Annotated in this window: 12 protein-coding genes; 7 read left to right on the top strand and 5 right to left on the bottom strand. The window is 61.8% G+C overall.

Features of this window, described 5'->3' with window-relative positions; all coding sequences use genetic code 11:
- Nucleotides 1-389: 389 nt before the first annotated feature.
- Nucleotides 390-3,332 (top strand): hypothetical protein, encoded by a 2,943-nt coding sequence (locus N7650_RS06410; protein WP_279897480.1) that lies wholly within the window; start codon nt 390-392, stop codon nt 3,330-3,332.
- 2 nt (nt 3,333-3,334) lie between these two features.
- Here N7650_RS06410 and N7650_RS06405 read toward each other — a convergent pair whose 3' ends face one another.
- Nucleotides 3,335-3,823: a hypothetical protein gene (locus N7650_RS06405; protein WP_279897479.1), complete on the bottom strand. Its 489-nt coding sequence runs from the start codon at nt 3,821-3,823 to the stop codon at nt 3,335-3,337.
- Nucleotides 3,824-3,883: 60 nt separating this feature from the next.
- Here N7650_RS06405 and N7650_RS06400 point away from each other — a divergent pair, with 60 nt between their 5' ends.
- The gene (locus N7650_RS06400) at nt 3,884-7,360 is read left to right on the top strand and encodes an RHS repeat-associated core domain-containing protein (RefSeq protein WP_279897478.1); all 3,477 of its coding nucleotides are present in this window, start codon (nt 3,884-3,886) and stop codon (nt 7,358-7,360) included.
- Between the two features lie 50 nt (nt 7,361-7,410).
- On the opposite strand, the gene N7650_RS06395 is transcribed toward N7650_RS06400, so the two are convergent.
- The gene (locus N7650_RS06395) at nt 7,411-8,397 is read right to left on the bottom strand and encodes a ribonuclease T(2) (RefSeq protein WP_279897476.1); all 987 of its coding nucleotides are present in this window, start codon (nt 8,395-8,397) and stop codon (nt 7,411-7,413) included.
- A 278-nt stretch (nt 8,398-8,675) separates the two neighbouring features.
- Here N7650_RS06395 and N7650_RS06390 point away from each other — a divergent pair, with 278 nt between their 5' ends.
- A complete protein-coding gene (locus N7650_RS06390) occupies nt 8,676-10,616 on the top strand; it encodes a M66 family metalloprotease (RefSeq protein WP_279897475.1) in 1,941 nt (646 codons plus the stop codon).
- Between the two features lie 70 nt (nt 10,617-10,686).
- Nucleotides 10,687-12,645, top strand: coding sequence for a M66 family metalloprotease (locus tag N7650_RS06385; protein ID WP_279897473.1), 1,959 nt, complete (start codon nt 10,687-10,689; stop codon nt 12,643-12,645).
- Between the two features lie 98 nt (nt 12,646-12,743).
- Here the strand turns inward: N7650_RS06385 and N7650_RS06380 are convergent, their stop codons facing one another.
- Both N7650_RS06380 and N7650_RS06375 read right to left on the bottom strand, forming a co-directional pair.
- Nucleotides 12,744-13,895, bottom strand: coding sequence for an acyl-CoA dehydrogenase family protein (locus tag N7650_RS06380; protein WP_064304550.1), 1,152 nt, complete (start codon nt 13,893-13,895; stop codon nt 12,744-12,746).
- A gap of 16 nt (nt 13,896-13,911) precedes the next feature.
- Nucleotides 13,912-14,997, bottom strand: a complete 1,086-nt coding sequence (locus N7650_RS06375; protein WP_279897470.1) for an enoyl-CoA hydratase/isomerase family protein — start codon at nt 14,995-14,997, stop codon at nt 13,912-13,914.
- 340 nt (nt 14,998-15,337) lie between these two features.
- On the opposite strand from N7650_RS06375, the gene N7650_RS06370 reads away from it, so the two are divergent.
- The 3 genes from N7650_RS06370 to nahK all read left to right on the top strand — a co-directional run bounded on the left by N7650_RS06370 (nt 15,338) and on the right by nahK (nt 20,546).
- Nucleotides 15,338-16,519: a porin gene (locus tag N7650_RS06370; protein ID WP_009407998.1), complete on the top strand. Its 1,182-nt coding sequence runs from the start codon at nt 15,338-15,340 to the stop codon at nt 16,517-16,519.
- Between the two features lie 294 nt (nt 16,520-16,813).
- Nucleotides 16,814-17,977: a nitric oxide-sensing protein NosP gene (nosP, locus tag N7650_RS06365; protein WP_279897469.1), complete on the top strand. Its 1,164-nt coding sequence runs from the start codon at nt 16,814-16,816 to the stop codon at nt 17,975-17,977.
- Complete coding sequence (gene nahK, locus N7650_RS06360) at nt 17,907-20,546, top strand: hybrid sensor histidine kinase/response regulator NahK/ErcS' (protein ID WP_279897467.1); 2,640 nt, start codon at nt 17,907-17,909, stop codon at nt 20,544-20,546. Before nosP ends, nahK begins: the two co-directional genes overlap by 71 nt.
- On the opposite strand, the gene N7650_RS06355 is transcribed toward nahK, so the two are convergent.
- Nucleotides 20,524-21,531, bottom strand: coding sequence for an aldo/keto reductase (locus N7650_RS06355; protein WP_279897465.1), 1,008 nt, complete (start codon nt 21,529-21,531; stop codon nt 20,524-20,526). The two genes, nahK and N7650_RS06355, sit on opposite strands and share 23 nt — an antisense overlap.
- Nucleotides 21,532-21,611 lie beyond the last annotated feature (80 nt).

Below are 21,611 nucleotides of genomic sequence, written 5' to 3'. Positions count from 1 at the left end.
CGGTGTCCTTGCTGAAGGGGGCCGCTTTGCGGCCCTTGGCAGCGCGGGCGGGATATAACTCCTTCCTGCGCGTACCTGTGGGGGCACCCGGAATTGCGGTGGTGTAGCCACTCCAATAATCGCGGGTGAACCCGCTCCCACAAGATCGTTGCAAATCTTGGAGTTATGTTCTGTTCCATAGGAGCAGGTCCGCGGCGCACTTCATTACCGCGAGAAGCCCTGCCCGCGACCATCACTGGATAACCACCCACCTGATATTTCTGTCAGTTGTGAGCGTGTCCGGCCCGCTCTAGCGTTAAGCGCATCTCTCCCTTTCTTGTGGTTTCCGCGTCGGCCCGACGCTGCATCCCGCAGCTGCCCTCCGATGCTTTTCCGAGGAGCATGCGCAAATGCCATCACGTAACTGGACCGACCTGGGCAAAGTGTATTCCGGCAGCGACCTCGCCGAGGGCGAGCGGGTCACGGTCAGTGTGTTCGACAGGACCCTGAAGACCCTGCTGGAACAGACCACCTTCGTGCCACTACGCGGGCACACCGGTAAGTTGCTCTGGGTGATGGACCTGTGCCGGCATGTCAACGGCAACCTGGCGTTGATCCGCGCGGGCATGGAAACCGCCACCTTCGATTGGAAGATCGACGACAGCGGCGATGGCAACAAATTCTGGGGTGTCACCTCCCGCGCCCTGAAGGTGGTGACCACGGTGGTCAGCAAGAACAACTGGAGCACCACCAAGCGCCTGGCCCTGCAGCCGACCTATGACCTCACTACCAGCTCCCGGGTACGGATGAACGTGCGCAACGGCGTCGGTGATCTTCTGGAAACGGTGATCTTCGCCCCGACCGCCGGCCGCCTGACCCCGGGGTTCTGGAGCAAGGATTTCGCTGCGCAGATCAATCGCACCAGCCTTTACGTTCGAGCCGGCAAACAGGACGGTGAACTGATCACACCCATTGCCGACAAAACCCTGAACTGGATCTGGACCCCGGAGAGCTCCGACCTCAGCGTGACCTGGCTGGTCGACGAAGTGAAGGAAGCCTGCAAGATCCCGGCTGACCGCGATGCCGCCGAGGGTGAGGAGATCTCCTTGTTCGTCTTCGATGACAAGTCCGACAAGTTGCTCGATCGCATTACCCTGAAAGCCGCCAAGGCCAGGAACAGCCTGACCAAGGCCCAATGGCCGGCGGAGTTGGCCAAGCAGATCAATGCCTCGTCCGCTCACGCGACGGCGACCAGCACTGCCATCAACCAGAAGTTTGGCGAGCTACGGATGTTCACTACCGCGCTGCACGTGGATAACTGGGAGCAGGGCAGTACCATCGCCGCCACCGCCAGCCTGACCGCGGCCGACCGGATCGTGGTCACCGTATCCACGGCAGGCAAGGGCAATTTCTGCGAGGTCGTGACCTTCACGCCGGATCCTGCGCGGCTCACGGCAGCGCAATGGGCCAAGGACCTGGCGAAACATATCAACGGCCACAGCCGATTCCTCAAGGCCGGGGTCAAGCACGCCACCAACAAGACCATCGACCCGACCGAGAATGCCAGCACCAACGTGATCTGGCTGCCCAAGGGCTCGAAGCTGAAGGTGGGCTGGGAAAAGACCCAGATGAAGGAGCTGGGTTATATCTCGTCGGAGCGTGACCAGGGCGTGACCGAGTCCTGCCGCGCCTATGTGATGGACGACACCACCGACGCCATCCTGCGCGAGTTCACCTTCACCCCCGGCAACAACCGCAATGGCAAGTGTTCGGTAGCGATCGACCTGGCCAGGCTGATCAACCAGAAGACCGAGCTGGTCATGGCGGGAGACCGGTCGAACAACAAGGACGGTGCGCCGGTACCGGCGTCGAGTACCTATACGAACAAAATCTGGTCATGTGCGAACAATGTCCGTTGTTTCACCACCCTTGTCAGCCTGAAGAACTTCGACAAGGGGGCGTGCATTGGTAACCGGGCCCTGGTCGAGAACGAACAGGTGGTGCTGGTCGTCAAGGGTAAAAAAACCGGGCGAATCCTGGAATCCATGGCCTTTATCCCGGAAGACGGCCGGCTGAGCCACGCACTGTGGGCCAAGGACTTCGCCAGCAGGATCAATAAACGCAGCAGGTTCATCAGGGCCGGGCGGGAGAACGCCACGAAGGGTGAGATGGAGCCTTGGCACGAAAACAACGTGAACTTCTTCTGGGTGCCCAAGGCGTCCGGGTTGGAAGTGGAGATGCAGATCATCTCGGGGATTTCCTGGCCGTTGCCGGGGATGAGTAGTGAGACGAAGGAGTTGTTCGAACAGTGTATTGAGTCAAAAAAACATATAACCGTTGATACAAATACCGGGAACGGAACATTGATGATCCCTGTGGTTGATCTGTTTCCCGATGATGGTTTCAAGGATCCCCTGAAAGTCAGAATTTCCTATCAGGAGAACGTTGGTGTCTATGTAAAGCTGGGCGATTCGAGCAGCTACGTCCCGATCAAACGGTCGGTTGCGGATACTGAACTCTCCCTTGTCCTCAGGGATGGGCGAACTGTGCGTATCCGTTCGGGATCGATGTCGCTGAACGGCGGGGATTTCAGGATTGAGCCTGTGTTTACGGCGATGTCTCCAGGAACTTTATCAAATGTCCAAGGCATCTCCGGGTATGAAGTGACTTATAAGGATGGAAGTGCTGAAACATTCGAGCTGGACAAGGAAGACGAAAAAACAATGAATGTCGACCTTGTAAGGTACAAGTCACCCTCCGGATTGAGCTTGGAGTTGGAATACTCCCTGGGGAAACTACTGAAGATAAAAAGAGGCGCGGAAACGGTCGTGCAGGTCAAGTGGTTTATCGCGCCTGGCTTGAAGACTGACGGCACTTATGCCGACATTCCCGAATCAATAATTGTATCCCCGGCAAACCCCGCTGAAAAAAGAACATTCACGTTCACAAAGAAGAAAACCAGCGATCTGGAGACAAAGCTGGAGGTAGATGGATATGGTGTTTCCGGAAAAACCCAATACACCGTAAAGCAGAATAGTGCGGGCAAGCTGGCTGGAGTAAATATTGAATACCGGCACCCCTTTGCCGGCGTGGATAGTTGTGAAAGGTGCTGTGAGTCCTTGAGTTATACCGGTGATAATAAAGTTCGTCGCCATACCATTTCGCCTGGCAGCGGAATGGATACATTGGTACACGATTACACCTACGGGAGTAATACCACAACGTTGGTGGGTTATTACCAGGCGGCCATACCCCGTACAATGGGCTGTCGTCTATCGAGAATCACGGCACTGCAACGGCACCTGCTTGCAAGCAAAGCAGCCATCGGCTGGATGCCGCGACCAAGACCGTGATTTCAGAAACCAGTATCTGGGATGGAGAGGTCTCTGTCGACCAGCGCAGCCTGACGATTGATGCCGTTGGCAATCCCGTTCGTCGTGTCGATAACGGCGAAATAACAGACTTGACCTATTACAACAACTATCAGGAATTCAAGGTTACGGAAACCGAAACCAAAGTCCAGGACTGGAGCCTTTTCGGTTGTCTTTTCAAAGGGCTGGATTATGCAAACGTTGTTGGAGCCGTCTTCGCAGTAGGCGGCTCCGGCGGCATGACATGGGGTACGCGCATCGATACGACCGTCCACATGACGCCAGCCGTCAACAATTATGCGAAAAAGGCTTTCAGCCTGCCTGTGGATATAAGCCACTGTGGTAGTGACAAGCCATTTTCCAGCGAGGTTGAGTCGGAACTGGTCTCTCGTAAAGTAGGTGATAAAGAAGAACCCCAACGCCTGACCTTTTTTGGTTATGACAAGGTTGACGGTCGGGTCAGGGCCAAACATAAGTTGACCATACTCCAGCCCGATTGCAGCAGAGTCAATGTGGAGGCAGAGCAACTGGCCGTGGCCACCGAAGCAGCCAAGGCCTTCACCAAAAGCCTGGAGGACCAGATCAAGGCCGCGAGCGACAAGGAAAAACCGGCCTACCAGAAAACCCTCGACGATCTGACTGCCAGCCTCAAGGCGCAAAGCAAAGCCAACAACGAAGGCTTCAAGCTGAATTCGAAGAAAGGTGCCTCCATGACCCTGGAAACCTTTGAGTATCACACCGAGAAAGACAAACCAGGCTATGGCATGGTCAGTTCGAGCTCGGTCGCGCAGATCGTTCTCTCCGCCGGAGTCTGGGGGGTATACGAAGCATCACGGGTCACTACCAAATACACCTATAAAGTGGACACCGCCGATACCAACAAGCTGACCATCACCACCACCATTTCCCAGACCGGACAGTCGGACATCACCTCCAGCCAGACCCGCTCGCGCCTGAGCGGTCGCCTGCTGGAGAGCACGGACAGCGAAGGCTACAAGACCGTGCGAACCTACGACCCGCAAGGCAACCTGAAGAGCGAGACGCTCAGCAAGGGCGGCAGCGACCTGCGCAAGACTACCTGCACCCTGGCCAGCGGCCTGGTCTGGCAATACGAGATGGTCGAGGACGGAGCCACTACGCGCATCGATCGCGACATCCTCGGCCGCAGGAAGTCCCAGCACCTCAAGCCCAATGGCGCCACCAGCTTCCTGGAAACCCACAGCTGGACCTACGACACCCAAGGCCGGATCACCAGCACCGTGGAAACCGACTATGGCACCGGCAACGCCAGGATCAGCCAGCGAGAAAGCAAGCGCGTCTATGACGTCAGCGGCAAGATCACCACAACCAACCTCCTGAAGGACAAGGATGGCAAGGAACTGGGCAAGGTGATCCAGGAGCGGACCCCGGGCGTGCGTGGCGAACGTTTCACCCAGGGCAAGTTCAGCATCGACCGTCAGTTCAATGCCAACAAGAGCACCCTCACCGAGCTCTACAGCCAGTCCGGCAGCGAAGGCTGCAAGATCGAGAAAATCATGTCCGCCGACGGGCAGGTCAAGTCGGTCCGTTACCTCAAGGTCGAGAGCGGCAACAAGGAAACCGAACAGGACAAGATCGAGTACGGTTATGACAAGTACGGTCAGCTCATCAGTGTTACGCCGAAGATCGGTGGTGCCATCAGCTACAGATACGATTGCGCAGGGCGGCTGCTGAAGACCACCCGCGAAGGCATTGTCCTGGAAAACAGCTACGACCCTGCCACGCTGGCTCCGATCGCAGGGGAGGCGTATGTCAAGAACGGTGCGGCGAGTGCGGTCAAGCTGGGCAGGCAGAGCGTCGATATGCTCGGGCGTGCTTCCAGCCAGACGATCAATGACCACACCATCGAGTTCAGCTACAACGGCGCTTCGACCACCGCGACGCGCAAGATCGCAGTGACCGGCCCTACTGCTCTGAGCGACTACTCCGGTGATCCCGACAAGGCAAAGCGGATCCACTCGCAGAAACTGGGCACCGAGACGTCCACCCTGGAGTTCAGCACCGGCGGGCGGGTACTGAAATTCACTGACCTGACCGGCGCGGTGACGACCTACGAGTACGATTTCTTCGACCGCCTGACCAGGTCGAAGAGCGACCACTGCATCTGCACCTGGACCTATGCCGACAACGGACTGCTGACCAGCGAAACCATCACTGCCGTGAAGTCCGCCAACCTGGTGATGACAGTGGCCTACACCTATGACGGGCTAGGGCAGGAAACCAAGCGCACCTTTACCTGCCCAGGGGTTGATACCCTGACCCTGGACCGCACCTTGCTCGGGGACGGGCGCCTGAGCAAAAGCACGTTGAAATCGGCGAAGACCGATGCAAAACAGGTCGTCACGGTCACCGAGCAGGAGGTCAACAGCTACGAGTACGACAAGACCCTGCGCTTGACCAAGTGGATCGGCCCGTCCTCCAGGACCGATACCTGGACCTACGATGCACTGGGCAACGCACTCAGCCACGCCAACTCATCCAGCGGCAACAGTGACCTGTTCTATCTCGATGACTACAAGCCCGGTGTGCTGAACAATGTCGTCACCCAGAAGACCAGTCTCGCAGTGCCGGCCACGGCCCTCGGCACCGCGTTTACCCACGACAACACCGGGCGGCTGACTATCGAGGGCACCCGCAGGCTTGGCTACCACGGCAACGGCCAGGTCAACACCTATTCCACCGACGGCGACAAGACCAAGTACACCTTCAGCTATGACAAGGAGGGCCGGGTACGCGGCGGCAGTATCGGCAACAAGACGGACACCTACCACTATCGGGGTGATTGCGTGTATGCGCTGGTGCAGACGGATAGCACGACAGGTGCCAGTTTCAAGAAGCGCTCGCTCATCGTACGTAACGAAAGCCGTGCCTGCCTGCTGCAGGACGCCATCACCGACAGCAGCGAAAGCCGTTCCTTCGAACTGCGCGATGCCAACGGTACGGTGTTCGCCAGCATCGATCTGGCGACCAAGGCCATTACCTATTTCCGCTACGAACCTTATGGCAAGCGTTATTCCGGCACGAAAGCGACCAACTGGCTGGGTTTCAAGGGCGAACCGTTGAACAGTCTGGGGCTATATCACCTGGGCAATGGCTATCGCCTGTACGACCCGGCCCTGTGCCGGTTCCTCTCTCGCGACAGCAACAGCCCGTTCGGTATCGGCGGTGCCGGAGGCTATGTGTTCGGCAATGCCGATCCGGTCAATAACGCAGACCCCAGTGGCCGGGCGGTGGTCGCCCAGTATTCGCGCTGGAGCAATGCGCCAGGCATCCAGAGCATGGCGTTCCGTATCGTGGCAGGTGCGGTGGGAGTGCTGCTGGCGCCATTCACTGCGGGCACCTCGATGCTACTGGCGGTCGCGACCACGGCCCTGGCTGCGATTTCCTTCGCCTTCGATGTGGCCTCGATCATCATTGCGGAAAGTGATCCCCAACTCTCCAGGACGCTGGAAGCCTGGGGACAGGCGTTCGGTATCGCCAGCGCGGCAGCCGGGATCTCCATGGGCCTCCACGGTATAAAGGGGCTTCCGCGCAACTGGTTCCGTGCTCGGGGCGGGTCGCTGTCCAAGGTTCCGGTGAAGTGGCCCACGGTGCCCAGTGAACTGCGGCTTGCCCAGCAGGCACGGGCCAAGGCCCTGACCCAGTTGATCCAGAACATGGACGAGGCGAAGGCTGCCGGTAAGTTCGATGCGTTCAAGGCAGCCTACCTGAACAACGGTACGGAGGCTGCGGGAGGATTGTTCTTGAGCGGTGGTTTCAAGCAACAGATCAGTTCCACCACCCGCAACCTGTACAAGGGCACGGTTCGCCAGTTCGATGACTCGTTGTTCGATTTGCTGGGATACACCCTGGATTTCTACACGGGCCCCAATGTGTTGGTTCAGAAGTTCATTCCACCGAAGGTCAGCGAAACGGAAATAAGGTCGTTGGTCGGCATGGACATGCCGGGGCGAGAGGACCTGTTCAAATAAGCGGATTGCCCGCCACGAAGGGGCCAAGTGCCCCTTTCGTCGGCACCTCATTACCCCGCCATCCCACTGGCCTCGATCCGGATCCGCTCGCCACGACACTCGCTGCGGGCGCTCCTGCGCTCGGCGAGGAAATCCTGGCCGAGCACGCCCTTCAAGCTGCGTTCGCCCTTGAAGTCCCTGGGCAGCGCGACCCGGACCTCTTTCAGGTAATCCCCTGTGCAGATCAGCTGGAAGTTGTTGGCGGCGGCCTTGTTGCCATGCTCGTCCGCCAGCTTTTCATAGAACTGCGTCCTCGACACCGAGCCGCCGGCATTTTCGCGGATGTAGGCGCCGGCGGGCGAGTCGTTGAAGGATTTCACCAGGTCCACCGCGAGCCTGAAGTATTGGTCATCGTCCATGGCGGTCTGGCAGACGCCGTGTTTCTTCCATTCGTGGTTGCCGAACCGGGTGTCGTAGTGGAAGTTGGGCATCCACGGCTTGATGTAGTCCACCGTAGCCTGGTCCAGTTCCAGCGCCGGGCCGGCGCAACTGCCGTAGTCGATGCCGCAGGCCTGCTTGTTCGGCCACAGGCCGTGCAGGGTGAAGTGATCGACCTTCAGCTCGCCTTTGCCCATGGCCTGGCATTCCGGCTTGCCCGGCCCGTTGCGGTCGTGCTCGCAGAACCCCGGCTGCCAGGTTAGCGCCAGCACGTGGCTGTCGTACTGGTCGGCAACGCTGCAGGCACGCGCGCCTGGCTGGGCAATTTGCAGCCCCTCGACCCGGCCGCACTCGACGGCGACCCAGCGCAGGTCCTTCCTGCCGCCGCCGACATCGATCCGGACCCACTGGTAGGCTTCGCGGTTGACCTCGGCAATGGCGTACGAGCGTCCCGGTTGCACGGACACCCCTCCGGGATTGGTCTGGTTCTTGAAGGACTGGAAGGCTTCGCAGCGCTGGGTGACGGTGAAGCTGCCTGCACTGGCATCCACGGCCAGGGCCGGTTGGGTGGGGATGAGGGCGAGTGCGCTTGCAAAGGCGAGTACGGCCAGGCGAGCCATGGTGGAGTCCTTTGTCGGGGGAGTGAGGCCCGCAGTGTCGAGTGGCGTCCGGCGGGCTGGAACCGGGACGCCGTTCATGGCGGGGCCTTTGTTCATTGGCGCGGGATATTACCAGTCGGGCCGGCGTTGAACAGGCTGACCATGCGCAGGATCCCGGGCAAAAGGAAGCAGGTATCCCGAGCCCGGGTACCTGATATTTCTGTCAGTTGTTGGCTTTTCCCACCGGTGTTCGAATGGGCCTCGTACAGCCATGTCTTTCCTCCACGAGGCCCGTCACCATGTCCAGCAGCCAATCCCCGCTGTATTTCAACGACCGCGAGCTGGGCAACGACCTGGTCGGCGAGCTCAAGGGCAGTGTCCTGTTCGCTCAGGTCTCGGTGCTGCCGTCGCGCAGTTCGCCGATTGCCGGCGATGTGCAGCCGCGCCTGACCGGCCTGCGCGATACCCTGGTGATGTTCAAACCCGTCAGTGTCATTGACGCTGCCGAGGGTATCCAGCTGAGTGTCGGCAACTTCACCCTGGCCATGGCGCCGCCGGAGCAATTGCCGCCGATCGCCGAGCGTGACAGCGACGCCGAGTATGGCCGCATCGTCTACGGCGAGAACTTCTGGAGCGCGGTCCTGCCCTGGCAGCATGTGGTTGCCGGCATGGACCTGGTGTTCAGGGCCGGGGCCAGCTCGGGGACCTTCGCCGACGCCGATGTCGGTGCGCCAGGCGAGATGCTGGTCAACACCATCGATATCGGCATGCTCACCCCGAACCGGCGCAAGTTTACCGACGAGTTCATCACCCAACTGCATCGCGAGTACTTCCAGACCCTTCCGTGCAGCCGCCTGATCGTCAACCAGTACGAGCCGATGCACTTCCAGTTCATCGAGATGGCCGACGGCACCTTGTACCTGGAGCGCTCGCAGGATGAAGGCACCTGGCACGCTGGTGACCTGCGCCAGCGCATCGGCAAGGAACTGGTGTGCCTGGGCATCAACAATGCCAGCCAGGGCATTCATTCCTCGCCCGGCAGCGGCGAGAGCGGCCTGAACAAGCACATGGTGATCGCCTTGGTGACGGCGCACACATCGGTCGGCAACTACCGCAACGGCGTGGTGATGCATGGCGGCTCGGGCGGCGGCGGGATGGTGACGCTGGGATACATCGCCAGCAACGAACTGAGCCATGAATTCGGCCATCACTATGGCCTGTCCCATCATCCCGGCGGCTTCGCCGGTTCGGTGCATCGCGCAGCCCGGGGCACCAACTCGGCCTGGGGCTGGGACAGCGACAAGAACGTGTTCGTGCCCAATTTCCTCAAGAGCCGCAGCGGTGAAGATACCTGCCAGAGTGGCACCTGCGAGCCGCCATTCCATGGCCATCCGTTCGGTCGCGATTCCATGTCCAGTGGCTATGCCCACTATCCCTCGGTCAATCGCTACACCCAGTTCACCCCCTGGAGCCTGAAGACCATCCAGAGCTATCTGGAGAACAATGCAATCTTCAGTACCACTTCGACCACCGGCCATTTGAAATGGAACGAACAGCAAAAGGCCATGTTGCAGTGGGGCGAACTGCACCGCGCCGGGGTGGATGAACTGGACCTGGCCTCGATGACCGAGCTGCTCAAGCGGTTCAAACGGATCGAGGTAGACCTGGGCGAGGGGCACTGGGCCGCCGACATCCACCTGCCCGCGACGACCGACAGGCTGCGGGGCGTACGCATCCTGAGCACGGCGGCGGCCGACAGCGTGCTGCATGTCAATGGCACCCGCGTAACGGTGAAAAAGGGCGATTTCCTGAACTACGAAATGGACGGCACCTGGACCCGGGTCGAGGACTTCTCCGTGAACGTCGCCGGCCAGCCGGAGCAGGTGGGGGTTCCGGTCACCACTGTGCTCGGCTACTACGATCCGGAGCTGGGGCGCGCCGGCATTATCTACCCGGCGTTGCATTGTGCCTGGGGCATGACCTATCCCGGCGTTCCCGAGGAGATCTCCCTGAAGTTGCACGCCTATGCCATGGTGACCAATGCGCAAGACGAGCGATTGTACTTCCCGTTGCGCAACAGCCGGGTCAATCCGGGCGAACTCAACCGCCTGCACCTGAACATTCCGCAGGCGTTCAAGGCCACCTACATCGCGGTCTACTGCGCCGACACCCAGAACGCCTCGCGGGGGATAGACCCGCCCGAGGGGATTGCGCGGGTGACGTTCACTGGCCGGGACTGATCCAGCCGGGAGGTTTTTTGACTGTGATTGACCACGTTCGACGTCCTATCCGCCCAGGAGGCGTATCAACATGTCTACCGTCAAGACCCCGCTGTATTTCAACCAGGCCGTAGCGCGAAACAACCTGACCGGAGGCAACCTCGAGGGGGCGGTGGTCTTCGCCCAGGCTTCGACGCTGCCCCAGCCCAACGAGCCGATTCCCGACGAATTCAAACCCCGGCTTGTGGCGAACCGCCATACCTTGGTGTTGTTCAAACCGACGAACCTCGATGGCCTCTATGTTGACCGCGTGCAAGTGTGGGTCGGTGATCAGGAACTCCAGATGGGGAAGCCCGAATATGTGCCGCCCGTCACCGAGCGCTCCAGCGATGACGAGTATGCCAGGATCGTCTATAGCAGTTGGTACTGGTCCGTCTTCCTGCCTGATCGCTTCGTGATGCCGGGTCTAAGGCTCGATTTCAAGGCACTGGGACGTGAAGGCAGCTATTCCCCGGATGTCGGCGCCGCTGGCGAGCTGCTGCTCAACACCATCGATATCGGCATGCTCACTCCCAACCAACGCGTGTTCATCGATGATTTCACCGATGAGCTGCAACGCCAGTACTACCAGACCATTCCGTGCTCTCGCCTGATCGTCAACCAGTACGAGCCGGTGCACTGCGAGGTCATTGAAATGGCCGACGGCACCCACTACACCGACCACTCCGCGGAAAAGGGCGATGTGCATGGCGGTGATCTGCGCCAACGCATCGGCAAGGAGCTGATCTCCCTGGGAATCAATAACGCGGCCGTTGGCGTGCACAGCTCACCCGGCAGTGGCGAAGACGGGCTCAACCGACATTGGGTAGTGGCGCAGCTGACGGCGCACAGCTCGGTGGGCAACTACAGCAATGGCCGTGTAGTGCACGGTCTTTCCGGTGGAGGCAGCATCGTGACGCTGTATGGTTGCGACGGGAACGAGTTCAGCCATGAGCTAGGGCATAACTTCGGAATCAATCACTACCCCGGCGGCTTCGATGGGTCCATCCACCGCGCCGCCTTTTCACCGAATTCGACTTGGGGCTGGGACAGCGACAGGAACGTCTTCCTGCCCAATTTCGAAAAAGCCATAACCGGCGTGCCGACGTGCCAGAGTGGCCGATGTGAACAGCCCTTCCATGGCCATTCCTTCGGCAAGGACACCATGGCGGACGGTTACCCGCTGTACCCTGACACCAACCGCTACACCATGCTCACCCCGTACAGCATGAAGATCGCGCAGGGCTTCATCGAGGGCAAGGCGGTGTTCAGCAAGACATCCTCGACCGGCTATATGAAGTGGGATGAAGGCCGCAAAAACATGGTCGAGTGGGGCGAGTTGTATCGTGCCGCCCCCGAAGAGGCGGGTCAGGGCGGGCTTATGCCATTGCTGAGAAGTTTCCAGCGGGTGGAAGTGGATATTTTCGACGGGCATTGGGCTGCAGAGATCTTCCTGCCCATTCCGGAAACCGCCAATCGAGGGAAAGGCGTGCGCATCATTCACCAGGCAACCTACGAGACCACGCTTCATTTAAACGGCACCACCCTGCAACTGAAAAAGGGCGATGTGCTGAATTTCGTCTCGGATGGCAGGGCCTGGGAGCCGTATGACGACTTTCCCGAGCATGTCGCTGGCCACCCGCAGCAGATCGGTGTGCCAGCCACTACGCTGGTTGGCTTCTACGATCCCGACCTGCAGCGGGCCGGAATCGCTTACCCAGCCCTGCATTGCGCCTACGGGGTTGTTCATCCGGCTGCCAGCGCTGCGGAGGTTGACGCCGCTCGATGCTATGCGTGGATCAGTAATGCCAAGAACGAACGTCTGTACTTCGTGCTTCACGGCACCCGTTTGAACACTAATGAATTAAACCGCTTCCACTTCAACGTACCGCAGTCCTTCCAGGCGACCCATGTGCGGGTCATCTGCCACGGTACCCAGAACGTTTACGGTGTCATCGCCCCGCCAAAGGGAACCGCGCGGGTGACGTTCACTGGCCGCGATGCTGACTGAGCGGTGCACGACCAGGAAGGTGGGGTAGCTGGAGGCCTCATCGCTGGCAAGCCAGCTCCCACAGGGTTCGCAGCGACCTGAACCTGTGGGAGCCGCACTTACAACGGATAGTTCCTCAATTCCCGGGCAATCAACATGCGCTGGATCTCGCTGGAGCCCTCGTAGATCTGCGTGATCCGCGCATCCCGGTAATACTTCTCCACCGGGTAATCCTCCAGATACCCGTACCCGCCATGCACCTGGATCGCCATGGAGCACACCCGCTCGGCCATTTCCGAGGCGAACAGCTTGGCTTGCGAGGCTTCGCTCAGGCACGGTTTGCCGGCCGTGCGCAAGCGTGCGGCGTGGAGGATCAGCAGGCGTGCGGCATTGATCTGCACCTGCATGTCCGCCAGCAGGTTGGCGATGCTCTGGTGTTCGTTGATCGGCTTGCCGAACTGGATGCGCTCGCGGGAGTACACCAGTGCCGCTTCGAAGGCGGCGCGGGCGATGCCCAGCGCCTGGGCGGCGATACCGATGCGCCCGCCTTCGAGGTTGGACAGGGCGATGGCCAGGCCCTTGCCGCGCTCGCCCAGCAGGTTGGCCTCGGGGATCCGGCAGTCGTTCAGGGTCACGGCGCAGGTGTCGGACGCCTTGATGCCCATCTTGTGCTCGCTGCGATCGACCACGAAGCCGGGGTTGTCAGTGGGTACCAGGAACGCCGACAGGCCTTTCTTGCCCAGTTCCGGGTCGGTTACGGCGAAGACGATGGCCAGGCCGGCGCGGCGGGCGTTGCTGACGAACTGCTTGGCACCATTGATCACCCAGTGGCCGTCCTGCAGTTCGGCACGGGTGCGCAGGTTGTGCGCTTCGGAGCCGGCCTGCGGTTCGGTGAGGCAAAAGCAGCCGATCACTTCGCCGCTGGCCAGGCGCGGCAGCCAGGCCTGTTGCTGTTCAGCGTTGCCGTAGGCCAGCAGCGGGCCACAGCCCACCGAGTTGTGAATGCTCATCATCGCCCCGGTGGCACCGTCACCGGCGGCGATTTCTTCCACGGCCAGGGCATAGGCCACGTAGTCGGTGTAGCTGCCGCCCCATTCTTCCGGCGCGACCATGCCGAGCAGGCCCAGCTCGCCCATCTTGCGCACCACCTCGTTGTCGATCCAGCCGGCCTTTTCCCAGGCCTGGGCATGGGGCGCGATTTCGTTGCGGGCGAAGTCGCGGGCCATGTCGCGGATCATGGTCTGTTCTTCAGTCAGTTCCAGGTCTTGCATAGCGGTGCTCCGGCTCTCAGAGGCCTTCGAAGAATTGGTCGACGCGCTGGCGGTCCAGGCCTGCGACGGTCGGTGGGTTCCAGCGCGGCTGTTTGTCCTTGTCGATGAGCAGGGCGCGCACGCCCTCCATCAGGTCGCCATGCTCGAACCACTGCTGGTCCAGGTGCAGCTCCATCCTGAAGCAGTCCTCCAGCGACAGGCCGCGCCCGCGGCGCAGCAGCTCAAGGGTGACCGCCATGCCCAGCGGCGAGCGGCTTTCCATCAGGTCGGCGGTTTTCAGCGCCCATTCATGGCTGTCGGCGACGTTCACCGTGCGCAATTGCTCGAGAATGCCGGCGATATCGGCCAAGGCGAAGAAGTGATCGATGGCCGGGCGCAGGTCGGCCAATGGCGGGTTGGCCAGGGTCTGGCTACCGAGGCGGGCGAGGGCGCCTTGCAGGTCCTTCAGTGGGTATTCACCCCAGCTCAACCGATCGAGCGCCCGGTCCAGATCGTCCAGTTTGTCGCTCTCCAGGTACCAGTCGGCCAGCCCGCAATACAGCGCGTCCGCGGCCTGGATTTGCACACCGGTCACGCCCAGGTAGGTGCCCAGTTCACCCGGCACCCGCGAGAGGAAGTAGCTGCCGCCGACATCCGGGAAGTAACCGATGCCCACCTCCGGCATGGCCAAGCGGCTGCGCTCGGTGACCACGCGCAGTTCGGCGCCCTGGGCCAGGCCCATGCCGCCACCCAGGGTAAAACCGTCCATCAGGCAGACGATGGGCTTGCGGTAGTGATGAATGAACAGGTCGAGGTCGTACTCCTCGACGAAGAAATCATGGTGCAGGGTGGCACCGCTCTTGTAGCTGTCGTACAGCGAGCGGATATCGCCGCCGGCGCAGAAGCCCTTCGGGCCTTCGCCGCGCAAGACCACGGCATGGATATCGGCATCCGCCGCCCAGGCCTCCAGGTGCCGGCGCAGGTCGCGGACCATCTGCAGGGTAAGGGCGTTGAGGCCGGCGGGGCGGTTGAGGGTCAAGTGGCCGATATGGTTGCGGACTTCGGAAAGGACCTGAGCGGTTTGCGCGTGAGAAGTATCGGTAGTCGAAGCTGGCGCAGTCATCGCTGTCTCCCTGCTTTGTTATTGATTTTCCACATGAATTATCGAGGCGTGGAATGTTGGCCAAGGATCGCCCGGATCGTAGCAGTGCAAATTTGCCAAGCTCAATCGACAAAACTGCAAGGCCAATCTGCAAATTTGCATGGGCAACCCCGACCTTGGGCCCCGCACTCGACACTTTAGCCTTGTGACCCGCCCGCACAGGGGCTTAGTTCCCTCGACCGCCCGGCCCATGGCCGCGGCCAAAGCACCGCGAATCCGCGTCCAAGGCAGCGTAGGGCAGGGCGTCCGGGCTTTCGATAATCGGCTCCGACAACCGTCCCCACCGTTCGCGGAGAGCGTCATGCACAACAATAAGAATGCCAATGCCCGTTTCCTGCCGCTGTTGGCCGGCCTCGCCAGCGTCGGGCTCGCCCCGCTGGCCCAGGCGGAAATCATGCTGTACGACAAGGATGAAACGACTTTCTCCACCGATGGCTACGTCAACGCCTTCTACGTCAACAGCGATATCGACCGCGCCGGCGAGCAGTACGACCGCCGTCAATCGCGGATCAAGATGGGCTTCCTGCCCAACACCCTCGGCTTCAACATGACCAAGCAGATGGGCGACCTCAAGCTCGGCGGCCGCGCCTCGTTCTGGGTCACCATCAACGATAGCGAGCAGAACGGCACCGACACCGCCATCGACGTGCGCCAGTTCTACGGCACCGTAGCCAATCCCGAGTGGGGCGAAGTGCTGATCGGCAAGGACTTCGGCCTGTTCGCCCGCTCCAACATCCTGCTCGACGAACTGCTGGCCGGCTACGGGCAGGTCAGCGACACCCTGGGCCTGGTGGATGGCGGCGGGGTGTCGTTCGGCAACATCGGCAGCGGTTATCCGTACCCGTTCCCGTCGGCGCAAATCACCTACCGCACCCCGGTGATGGATGGCCTGCGCATCGCCGTGGGCGTCCTCGACCCGGTGGACACCAACGACGACAGCGCGGTGGGCAAGGCCTACCAGAAGAACCCGCGTACCGAGAGCGAGATCACCTACCAGTTCGACCTTGGTGGCGCGCAGATCTATAGCTGGATCAACGGCAGCTACCAGACCTCCGACAACACCGACCACAACGTCGACAGCGTCACCTCCAAGGGCTTGGGCTATGGCGTGCAGGCCAAGATGGGCGCCTTCTCCCTGACCGGCTCGGGTTTCACCGCCAAGGGCATCAACCCGTTCTTCACCAACAATGCCGGCGAAGCGACCCTGCGCGAGGTGGACAGCAAGGGCTACCTGGTGCAGGGCTCGTACAAGTTCGGCAAGAACCGCCTGGCGCTGTCCTATGGCAAGACCAAGGACGACGGCAACGGCGCGGTGAACACCGGCGCGGACTATGAAACCCGCGGCATCGCGTTGTTCCACGACATCAACGACAACCTCAAGCTGGTGGCCGAGTACAACCAGTTCGAGATCGACGGCCATCACGGCGATGCACAGAACGAAGACACCGACACCCTGGCCCTGGGTGCCGTGCTCACCTGGTGAACCCCACCATCGCTGGGCGGGGCCTTTCGGTCGGCAAGGCGCATCCTGCCGGCTCAAGAGCCCTGTCTTGCGGTGGCCTTTCGGGCCCTATCGCTGGCAAGCCAGCTCCCACAGTGACCGCGTGCACCGCTGGACCTGTGGGAGCTGGCTTGCCAGCGATAGGGCCATCAGCAACACCACACATTCACAATCTACAACCAATGCCACCACCACCCACTACCCAAGTAGCATTCGAGCCCCTCCCGCCGCCCCCTAGAATTGCGCCATACATCCATTAAAACGCTGGAGGCTGCCATGCCGCAGTCCAACGCCGAAGGCGTTCTCAGTGCCGTGTCCCGCGCCGTGGTCGCCGAAGAGGCCGCCCAGGACCTCGCCCGGCAACTGATGCACCCGCACCTGGGCTTCGTGCTGTTCTTCTGCTCCGCCGAGTACGACCTTCCAGCCCTGGCCGAGGCCCTGCAGCAAAGCCTCGGCGGGATCCGCCTGGCCGGTTGCACCAGCGCCGGGGAAATCACCCCGGAAGGCTATGGTCGCGGGTGCATCACTGCCCTGGGTTTCGATCACCGGCATTTCTCCATCGCCGCCGAGCTGATCGCGCCGATCCACGATTTCACCCTGATCGACGCCCAGCGCTGCGTCGAGCGCCTGGTCAACGAATGCCGCGGCAACACCCTGGCGCCGATCAAGGGCCACAGCTTCGCCCTGACCCTGCTCGATGGCCTGTCGAGCCGCGAGGAAATGCTGCTTGCCGCCCTTAACGCGGCCCTTGGCGATATTCCCCATTTCGGCGGCTCGGCCGGCGACGACAACTACCTGGACCATACCCACGTCTACTACGACGGCGCCTTCCACAGCGGTGCGGCGGTGGTGCTGCTGGTCAACACCTGGCTGGACTTCGAGGTGTTCACCACCCATCACATCCAGCCCCGCGAGGAAAAGCTCGTGGTAACCCGCGCCGACCGCGCCCTGCGCCGGGTCTACGAACTCAATGCCGAGCCCGCCGCCCTGGCCTATGCACAGTTGCTCGGCGTGCCAGTGGCGCAGATCGACCAGCGCACCTTCGCTGCCCATCCGCTGGCGGTGCGCATCAACGAGCGCTACTACGTGCGGGCGATCCAGCAGGTCCACGACGACCTGAGCCTGAGTTTCTATTGCGCCGTGGAAAACGGCATCGTCCTTACCGCCATGCATCCGGGGCCGCTGGTGCCCAATTTGAACGCGCTGTTCGACGGCCTTTGCGAGCGGCTTGGCACGCTGGTCCTGACCATCGGCTGCGACTGTTTCCTGCGCCGCCTGGAGCTGGAAGGCCAGCCGGAAAAAGCCCAGGTCGAAGCGATCCTGCGCCGGCATGCGGTGGTGGGGTTCAACACCTACGGGGAACAGTTCAATGGCATGCACATCAACCAGACCTTCACCGGCGTTGCCATCGGACGTTCCCGTGCCCGCCGATTCGACTGAAGCCCAGGCGCTGATCGCGCAACTGCGTCATGAAAACCACAAGCTCGGCCGGATCAACGCAGCGCTGATCGAGCGCCTGGAATCCGGTGCGGCGCGCCCTGACGATTCCTATGCGGCGTTCCAGCACTCGGTGGTGCTGGCCGAGCAGGTGCGCGAGCGCACCGACGCGCTGAACCAGGCCATGGCCGAATTGAAGGCGAGCAACCACCTGCTCAGCGACGCCCGCCACCGCGCGGAAACCGCTCATCAATACCTGGTGGATGCGATCGAGAGCATCTCGGATGCCTTCGTGCTGTTCGACGCCGACCTGCGCATCGTCTTGTTCAACCAGCGTTTCAAGGCGCTCTGGGCCAATAGCCGGATCCGTATCATCAGCGGCATGCACCTTTCGGAGGTGCGCCGGTTGATGCTGCGTACCGGCTTGTTTACCGAGGAGCCGCGCAGCATCAACGACGAAAACCTGCTTTACCGGTTGCGTGACGGCCGCTGGCTGCAGGTTTCCGAACGCCCGACCCAAGGCGGCGGGCGCGTGGTGTTGCTGACCGATATCACCGAGGTCAAGCACAGCGAAACCCAGCGCCGCGAGCAGGCCGTGGCGCAGAAGTCGCACTTGCTGCAACGTGCCGTGGACAACCTGTCCCAGGGCGTTGCCATGGTCAATGCCGATGGCGTGCTTGAGCTGTGGAACCGGCGTTTTCTCGAACTCAGCGGCCTGGCGCCCATCGCCGCGCACCGACAGTTTGCCGACGTCATCGGCGACAGCGAGCTGGACCTGCTGACCCCCGCCAGCCGCGATGCCAACGGCCGGCCGCTGCGCGAGCTGGAGCAACGCCTGTATGACGGGCGCATGCTGGAGATCCGCACGCACCCGCTGCCCACCGGTGGCTTCGTCAATACCTTCACCGACATCACCGAGCGCTACCAGCATGCCGAAGCGCTGAGCGAGAGCGAGCGCTGGATACGCCTGATCACCGACCAGGTGCCGGCGCTGATCGCCTACCTGAATGCCGACCTGGTCTATGAGTTCACCAACAAGGTCTATGAACAATGGTATTGCTGGCCCCACGAGGCGATGCTCGGCCAGCGCCTGCGCGACGTGCACAGCGCCGAGCATTACCAGCGCCTGGAAAGCTATATCGCCCAGGCCCTGGCCGGCGAGGCCGTGACCTTCGAGTTCGCCGAAACCAACGCCCATGGCCAGGAACGCTACATGCTGCGCTCCTATGTGCCCAATCGCCTGCCCAGCGGCGAGGTGGTGGGGATCTTCGTGATGATCCGCGATATCACCGAGCGCCGGCGGACCGCCGAGGCGCTGCACCAGGCCTACCAACACCTGGAGCTGCGGGTACGCGAGCGCACCGCCGAGCTGACCCAGCTCAACCAGCAGTTGCTGCGCGAGATCGAGGAGCGCCGCCGTGCCGAGTCGCGGCTGCGCGATGCCAAGCAGGAAGCCGAGCAGGCCAACCTGTCGAAAACCAAGTTCCTTGCCGCCGTCAGCCATGACCTGCTGCAGCCGCTGAACGCCGCACGCCTGTTCACCAGCGCCTTGCAGGAGCAGAGCGACAGCCCGGCGCTGGTGCGCAACGTCAGCAATGCGCTCGACGATGTAGAAAGCCTGCTCGGCACCCTGGTGGATATTTCCAAGCTGGACGCCGGGGTGATCAAGGCCGATATCGCCACCTTCGCCGTCAGCGACCTGCTCGACAATCTCGCCGCTGAATATTCCGCCACCGCCGCCAGCGAGGGCCTGCGCCTGGACTATGTGCCGACCCGCCTGCGGGTGCGCAGCGATATGCAACTGCTAGCGCGGATCCTGCGCAACCTGCTGAGCAATGCCATTCGCTACACACCGAGCGGGCGCCTGCTGCTGGGCTGCCGGCGCCGGGCGGGGCGCCTGTGGATCGAAGTCTGGGACACCGGCATCGGCATCGCCCCGGACAAGCGCGAGGAAATCTTCCAGGAGTTCAAGCGCGGCGACTCCCAGCGGCCCGACCAGGACCGGGGCCTGGGGCTAGGCCTGGCCATCGTCGAGAAGATTGCCGGGATTCTCGGCCATCGCATCCAGTTGCGCTCGACGCCGGGCAAGGGCTCGGTGTTCGCCATCGAGGTGCCGCTCAGCCGCCAGCCGCCCCAGGCCCTGGTCACGGTGCCGGAGCCGATGCCGTCGCTGGAGCGTCTGGAAGGGGCGCGGATCTGGGTGCTGGATAACGATGCGGCGATCTGCGCCGGCATGCGGACCTTGCTGGAGCAGTGGGGCTGCCGGGTCAATACCGCGCTGAACGAAGAGGAACTGGCCGGACAGTTGCCCGCGCAGGAAACCGGGTTGCTGATCGTCGACTATCACCTGGACAACGATCGCAATGGCCTGGACGCGGTGGCGGCGATCAACGCGCGGCGGGTCTCACCCCTGCCGGCGCTGATGATCACCGCCAACTACAGCAACGAATTGAAGCAGCAGGTGCGCGAGCTGGGCCATACCCTGATGCACAAGCCGGTGCGGCCGATGAAGCTAAAGGCCGCCATCAGCCACCTGCTCGGTAACGAACTCAGCGTGCTGCACGCCCGCTGACGAAGTGGGCGACATCGTTGAAGCCCGGGGTCGAGGCATGGCCCGGGGTGACCAGGGAATCGATGAAGGCTTCGTCCTCGGCGCTGATCTTCACCTGCAACGCGCCGCCGTAGGTGTCCCACTGCGCCTCGGTGCGCGGGCCGACGATGGCCGAGCTGACCGACTGGTTGTTCAGCACCCAGGCGATGGCGAACTCGACCATGCCCACGCCCTTGGCTTCGGTATAGGCGTGGATCTTCTGGGCGATGGCCAGGGACTCGGCGCGCCATTCCACCTCGAGGATGCGCTTGTCCTGGCGCGCTGCGCGGCTGCCGGCCTCGGGTTCGACGTTGGGTGCGTACTTGCCGCTGAGTACCCCGCGGGCCAAGGGGCTGAAGGGCACCACGCCGAGGCCGTGGTACGCCGCAGCCGTCAATTGTTCCGGTTCGGCCTGGCGGTTGACGATGTTGTACAGCGGCTGGCTGACCACCGGCTTCGGCACGCCGAGGCGTTCGGCCAGGTTGCAGATTTCGGCGATGCGCCAGCCGCGGAAGTTGGACACGCCCCAATGGCGGATCTTGCCTTGGCGCAGCAGCTCGCCGATGGCCGAGACCGTGACGTCCAGCGGGGTGGCGTGGTCTTCGCGGTGCAGGTAATAGATGTCGATGTAGTCGGTACCCAGGCGGGTCAGGCTGGCTTCGATGGCATTGAAGATGTGCTTGCGCGACAGACCACTGCGGTTCGGCACCCCGTCCGCCGGGCCGTAGCCGACCTTGGTCGCGAGGATCCAGTCATGACGGTGGGCGGCGATGCCTTCGCCGACGATCTCTTCCGAGCGCCCGCCGTTGTAGACGTCGGCGGTGTCGATGAAGTTGATGCCCTGGTCCCAGGCCTTGTCGATGATGCGCAGCGATTCTTCGGTGCTGGTCTGCTCGCCGAACATCATGCTGCCCAGGGTCAGGGCGGAGACTTGCAGGCCGCTGCGGCCCAGTGGACGGTAGATCATGGTCGGAAATCCCTTCGCGTCAGGTGGAAGGGACTTTTGTACAGGTGGGAAAGGCTGACTGCAAATTTGTGGTGTCACCG

The sequence above is a fragment of the Pseudomonas sp. GD04058 genome, from assembly GCF_029836855.1.
GTDB lineage: Bacteria > Pseudomonadota > Gammaproteobacteria > Pseudomonadales > Pseudomonadaceae > Aquipseudomonas > Aquipseudomonas bharatica.
This window is presented reverse-complemented; position numbering and strand designations above follow the sequence as displayed.

Bases quoted from the DNA above. Each gene is read 5' to 3' on its own strand.
- N7650_RS06385 (WP_279897473.1), top strand. From the start codon at position 10,687: ATGTCTACCGTCAAGACCCCGCTGTATTTCAACCAGGCCGTAGCGCGA.
- N7650_RS06390 (WP_279897475.1), top strand. From the start codon at position 8,676: ATGTCCAGCAGCCAATCCCCGCTGTATTTCAACGACCGCGAGCTGGGC.
- N7650_RS06405 (WP_279897479.1), bottom strand. From the start codon at position 3,823: ATGTTTGGCCCTGACCCGACCGTCAACCTTGTCATAACCAAAAAAGGT.
- N7650_RS06395 (WP_279897476.1), bottom strand. From the start codon at position 8,397: ATGGCTCGCCTGGCCGTACTCGCCTTTGCAAGCGCACTCGCCCTCATC.
- N7650_RS06355 (WP_279897465.1), bottom strand. From the start codon at position 21,531: ATGATCTACCGTCCACTGGGCCGCAGCGGCCTGCAAGTCTCCGCCCTG.
- N7650_RS06380 (WP_064304550.1), bottom strand. From the start codon at position 13,895: ATGCAAGACCTGGAACTGACTGAAGAACAGACCATGATCCGCGACATG.
- N7650_RS06410 (WP_279897480.1), top strand. From the start codon at position 390: ATGCCATCACGTAACTGGACCGACCTGGGCAAAGTGTATTCCGGCAGC.
- N7650_RS06370 (WP_009407998.1), top strand. From the start codon at position 15,338: ATGCACAACAATAAGAATGCCAATGCCCGTTTCCTGCCGCTGTTGGCC.
- nosP (WP_279897469.1), top strand. From the start codon at position 16,814: ATGCCGCAGTCCAACGCCGAAGGCGTTCTCAGTGCCGTGTCCCGCGCC.
- N7650_RS06375 (WP_279897470.1), bottom strand. From the start codon at position 14,997: ATGACTGCGCCAGCTTCGACTACCGATACTTCTCACGCGCAAACCGCT.
- nahK (WP_279897467.1), top strand. From the start codon at position 17,907: ATGGCATGCACATCAACCAGACCTTCACCGGCGTTGCCATCGGACGTT.